The sequence below is a fragment of the Mesorhizobium sp. M4A.F.Ca.ET.022.05.2.1 genome, assembly GCF_003998845.1.
GTDB lineage: Bacteria > Pseudomonadota > Alphaproteobacteria > Rhizobiales > Rhizobiaceae > Mesorhizobium.
Window position 1 is genome coordinate 1 of record NZ_RZOJ01000414.1, and the last position, 5,329, is coordinate 5,329.

A 5,329-nucleotide genomic window follows, 5' to 3' on the forward strand; every position below is an offset into this window, starting at 1 on the left:
GATTCCAATGCCGCGCGGGCAAACTCCGCCGGGCCTGAGTTGCGGGTCAGGCCGAAGATCGCGCCGCGCGCCTCGGCGTCCCAATGCGGCGCGCCGAGGCCGACGAAGGCCGGCACCAGATACACATTCTGCGCCGGATCGGCGGCTGCCGCGAGCGCGCCGCTCTGCTCGGCCTTGCCGATCACCTTGATGCCGTCGCGCAGCCATTGCACGGCGGCGCCGGCGATGAAGATCGAGCCTTCCAGCGCATAGGTGGTCTTGCCGTTCAGGCGATAGGCAATGGTGGTCAACAGCCGGTTCTTCGAGCGCACCAGGTCGGTGCCGGTGTTGAGCAGCGCGAAGCAGCCGGTGCCGTAGGTCGACTTCATCATGCCCGGCTCGAAACAGGCCTGGCCGATGGTCGCGGCGTGCTGGTCGCCGGCGACGCCGAGGATTTTTATCTCGGCGCCGAACAGGCCCTTCTCGGTGACTCCATAGTCATCGGCGCAGTCTTTCACTTGCGGCAGCATGGCGGCCGGGATGCGCAGGATCGAGAGCAACTCGCCGTCCCAGACATTCTTCTCGATGTTGTAGACCAGCGTGCGCGAGGCGTTGGTGGCGTCGGTGGCGTGCACCTTGCCGCCCGTGAGCCGCCAGATCAGGAAACTGTCGATGGTGCCGGCGAGCAGTTCGCCCTTTTCGGCGCGCTTCCTGGCGCCTTTCACCTTGTCCAGCATCCAGGCGATCTTGGTGCCGGAGAAATAGGGATCGAGCAGCAGGCCGGTTTTCTTGGTGAATGTCTTCTCCAGCCCCTGCTTCTTCAATTTCTGGCAGAGCGGCGCGGTCCGGCGATCCTGCCAGACGATGGCGTTGTGAATCGGCTTGCCGGTCGCCTTGTCCCAGATGACGACGGTCTCGCGCTGGTTGGTGATGCCGATCGCCGCCACGTCCGAAGCGTTGCGGCTGGCAGCCTTCAGCGCGGCCTTCACGGTCGCCACCACGCTTGCCCAGATCTCCTGCGGATCGTGCTCGACCCAGCCCGAGGCTGGATAATACTGGTTGAATTCCTGCTGGCCGGCGCCGGCTACCTTCATCTGGTCGTCGAACAGGATAGCCCTGCTCGATGTCGTCCCCTGGTCGATGGCAAGCACAAAGCCGCTCATTTCCGCTCCTCCGCTCTTCATGCAACAGGGGAGACGGCAAAAGCCGCCTCCCCCGCAGGATCCATGCGGGCGCTGACGCCCGCATCAGGCAGTCTTACTTCTGCCAGCTCTTCACGAGCTCGTCGTAGTTGATGGTGATCGGCTTTTCCTTCTCGTTCTCGATCTTGAGCTGAGGCGCGAGATTGCCCTTCTTGACCGCGTCCGCGTTCCAGTAGGCGAGGTCATGCTCTTCGGCCATCCTCGGGCCGATATCGCCCTGGACGCCCGACTTCTCGATGCGGCTCATGACCTTTTCCTGCTCGGCGCAGAGCGAGTCCATCGCTTCCTGCGCGGTCTTGGCGCCGGACGAGGCATCGCCGATCGCCTGCCACCAGAGCTGAGCCAGCTTCGGATAGTCAGGCACGTTGGTGCCGGTCGGCGACCACTGGATGCGGGCCGGCGAGCGATAGAACTCGATCAGGCCGCCGAGCTTCGGAGCACGCTCGGTGAAGCTCTTGTCGTGGATCGTGCTCTCGCGGATGAAGGTCAGGCCGACATGGCTCTTCTTCACGTCGACGGTCTTCGAAGTGACGAACTGCGCGTAGAGCCAGGCGGCCTTGGCGCGGTCGGTCGGCGTCGACTTCATCAGCGTCCAGGAACCCACGTCCTGATAGCCGAGCTTCATGCCGTCCTTCCAGTAGACGCCGTGCGGCGACGGCGCCATGCGCCACTTAGGCGTGCCGTCGTCGTTCATCACCGCCTTGGCGCCGGCGTCGACCATCGAAGCAGTGAAGGCGGTGTACCAGAAGATCTGCTGGGCGACCGCACCCTGCGCCGGCACCGGGCCGGATTCGGAGAAGGTCATGCCCTGCGCTTCGGCCGGAGCGTAAGCCTTCAGCCAGTCGAGATACTTCTGGATCGAATACACCGAGGCCGGGCCGTTGGTGTCGCCGCCGCGCGCCGTGCAGGAGCCGACAGGACGAGAGTTCTCGTCGACCTTGATGCCCCATTCGTCGACCGGCAGGCCGTTCGGGATACCCTTGTCGCCATTGCCGGCCATGGACAGCCAGGCATCGGTGAACCGCCAGCCGAGCGACGGGTCCTTCTTGCCGTAGTCCATGTGGCCATAGACCTTCTTGCCGTCGATCTCGCGGCCGGTGAAGAACTCGGCGATGTCCTCATAGGCCGACCAGTTGACCGGCACGCCGAGGTCGTAGCCGTACTTGGCCTTGAAGTCGGCCTTGTTCTTCTCGTCGTTGAACCAGTCGTAGCGGAACCAGTAGAGGTTGGCGAACTGCTGGTCGGGAAGCTGGTAGAGCTTCTTGTCCGGCGCCGTGGTGAAGGAGGTGCCGATGAAGTCCTTGAGGTCGAGGTTCGGATTGGTGACGTCCTTGCCGTCGCCCGCCATCCAGTCGGTCAGGTTGCGCACCTGCTGGTAGCGCCAGTGCGTGCCGATGAGGTCGGAGTCGTTGACCCAGCCGTCATAGAGGTTCTGGCCGGTCTGCATCTGGGTCTGGATCTTCTCGACGACGTCGCCTTCCTGGATCGTGTCGTGCGTGACCTTGATGCCGGTGATGGCGGAGAAGGCCGGCGCCAGCACCTGCGATTCATAGGAATGGGTGGCGATGGTTTCCGAGACGACCTTGATCTCCATGCCGGCAAACGGCTTGGCGGCGTCAATAAACCACTGCATCTCCTTTTCCTGGTCGGCGCGCGAAAGCGTCGACAGCGGGCCTATCTCCTTGTCCAGAAAGGCCTTCGCCTCATCCATCCCGGCGTAGGCATTGCCTGCCCCGAGCAATAGGACAAGGGCGGTCGTTGATGTTAAAAATTGCCGTCGCATGTGTTTCCTCCAGTTTTGGTTTCAAGTGCGATCTGGAGCGGTCGCCGGCACGCGGCCGCTCCAACAGTTTCCCCCTCTATACGTAGCGGAACACGCCGATGGCGTAGACTACGGAGAGAGCGAGAGCCCACCACAGGTTGGGTCCAACCAGACCCAGCCAAGCGAGATGGATGAAGGCGCTGCCGAGCAGCGACAGGAAGAGACGGTCGCCGCGCGTCGTCTCGAAGCGGAGCACGCCGACGCGCGGATTGCCGCCCGGCGAGGCATATTCCCAGGCCGCCATGCCGCAAAGCAGCAGGAAGACGGTGCCGAAGAAAGCCGCCGTCGGCCAGGTCCACGCCATCCAGGAGAGGTCGAGGTTCATGGTCATACCCTCCCCAGGGCAAAGCCCTTGGCGATGTAGTTGCGGACAAACCAGATGACGAGCGCGCCGGGGATCAGCGTCAGCACGCCGGCGGCGGCGAGCAGTCCCCAGTCCATGCCGGCGGCCGAGACGGTGCGGGTCATGGTGGCGGCGATCGGCTTGGCGTCGGTGGTGGTCAGCGTGCGCGCGATCAGCAATTCCACCCATGAGAACATGAAGCAGAAGAAGCAGGCGACGCCGATGCCGCTGGCGATCAGCGGCATGAAGATCTTCACGAAGAAGCGCGGGAACGAATAGCCGTCGATATAGGCCGTCTCGTCGATCTCCTTCGGCACACCGGACATAAAGCCTTCGAGGATCCACACCGCCAGCGGCACGTTGAACAGGCAGTGCGCCAGCGCCACCGCGATATGGGTGTCGATCAGGCCGAAGGCGGAATAGAGCTGGAAGAACGGCAGCGCGAACACCGCCGGCGGCGCCATGCGGTTGGTCAACAGCCAGAAGAACAGATGCTTGTCGCCGAGGAAGCGATAGCGCGAGAAGGCGTAAGCCGCCGGCAACGCTACGGCGACCGAGATCACCATGTTCATCACCACATAGGTGATCGAGTTGATATAGCCCGAATACCAGGACGGGTCGCTGAAGATGGTGCGATAGTTGGCGAGCGTCGGCGCATGCGGATAGAGCGTCAGCGACGAGACGATCTCAGCATTGGTCTTGAAGCTCATGTTGATGAGCCAGTAGATCGGCAGCAGGATGACAATGATGTAGAGCGTCGGCACGATCCACCACCAGCGCGATTCCTCGCCGCGGCTCCGCATCAGGCGCGCCACCTCGTCCTGCGACAGGGCGCTGCTCAGCCCTTCCGAAACCGCCGTCTCGCTCACTCTGTTCGCTCTTTCGTTAACGCCGGTCATCTCAGCGCTCCGCGTCGTAGTTGGTCATCACGGTGTAGAAGACCCATGACAACAGCAGGATGATCAGGAAGTAGACGAGCGACATCGCCGCCGCCGGACCGAGGTCGAACTGGCCAAGCGCCGTCTTGACCAGGTCGATCGACAGGAACGTCGTCGAATTGCCGGGACCGCCGCCGGTGACGACGAAAGGCTCGGTGTAGATCATGAAGCTATCCATGAAGCGCAGCAGCACTGCGATCAAAAGCACGCGCTGCATCTTCGGCAGCTGGATGTAGCGGAACACCGCCCAGCGCGAGGCGCCGTCGATCTTGGCCGCCTGGTAGAAGGCATCCGGGATCGAGACCAGGCCGGCATAGCAAAGCAGCACGACGAGGCTGGTCCAGTGCCAGACGTCCATTATGATGACGGTGACCCACGCGTCGATCGGATCCTGGACATAGTTGTAGTCGATGCCGAGCGCATTGACGTAGTAGCCGAGCAGGCCGATGTCGTTGCGGCCGAAGACCTGCCAGATCGTGCCGACGACATTCCATGGGATCAGCAGCGGCAGCGCCATCAACACCAGGCAGACCGGCACGCCCCAGCCCTTCTTCGGCATGTTGAGCGCGATGAAGATGCCGAGCGGCACCTCGATGATGAGGATGATGAAGGAGAAGATCAGGTTGCGGACCATCGCTTCCCAGAAGCGGTCGGAGGACAAGAGCTCCTCGAACCACTCCGTGCCGGCCCAGAAGAAGACGTTGTTGCCGAACGTGTCCTGCACCGAATAGTTGACGACGGTCATCAGCGGGATGACGGCCGAGAACGCCACCAGCACCAGCACCGGCAGCACAAGGAACCAGGCCTTGTTGTTCCAGGTCTTTTCCATCTATGCCCCCATCTCGACGCGCCAGGAATCGGCATAGATGTTGATGCCGGCCGGATCGAAACTCACCTTCGGATCGGCCGGCACGGTGTCGTCCTCGCCGATGACGGCGGCGATCTCGCGGCCCTCGAGGCTGGCGCGCACCACCTTGTGGCGGCCGACATCCTCGACCTTGCTGACTTTGACGGCCATGCCGTCGCGGCCGAGCCTGACATATTC

5 protein-coding genes and 1 pseudogene are annotated in these 5,329 nt (G+C 62.9%); all 6 read right to left on the bottom strand.

The window, feature by feature from the left end:
- Positions 1-1,142: glycerol kinase (locus EN745_RS29225; protein WP_145992187.1), on the bottom strand; the 1,142-nt coding region annotated here is incomplete at its 3' end.
- Positions 1,143-1,236: 94 nt separating this feature from the next.
- A complete protein-coding gene (locus tag EN745_RS29230) occupies positions 1,237-2,964 on the bottom strand; it encodes an ABC transporter substrate-binding protein (protein ID WP_127405552.1) in 1,728 nt (575 codons plus the stop codon).
- Positions 2,965-3,040: 76 nt separating this feature from the next.
- A complete protein-coding gene (locus EN745_RS29235; RefSeq protein ID WP_189347543.1) occupies positions 3,041-3,334 on the bottom strand; it encodes a DUF2160 domain-containing protein in 294 nt (97 codons plus the stop codon).
- Positions 3,331-4,245, bottom strand: a complete 915-nt coding sequence (locus EN745_RS29240; RefSeq protein WP_127422841.1) for a carbohydrate ABC transporter permease — start codon at positions 4,243-4,245, stop codon at positions 3,331-3,333. Before EN745_RS29240 ends, EN745_RS29235 begins: the two co-directional genes overlap by 4 nt.
- A gap of 1 nt (position 4,246) precedes the next feature.
- Positions 4,247-5,113: a sugar ABC transporter permease gene (locus tag EN745_RS29245; protein ID WP_126054723.1), complete on the bottom strand. Its 867-nt coding sequence runs from the start codon at positions 5,111-5,113 to the stop codon at positions 4,247-4,249.
- A pseudogene (locus EN745_RS29250) lies at positions 5,114-5,329 on the bottom strand (ABC transporter ATP-binding protein); the annotation flags it as partial.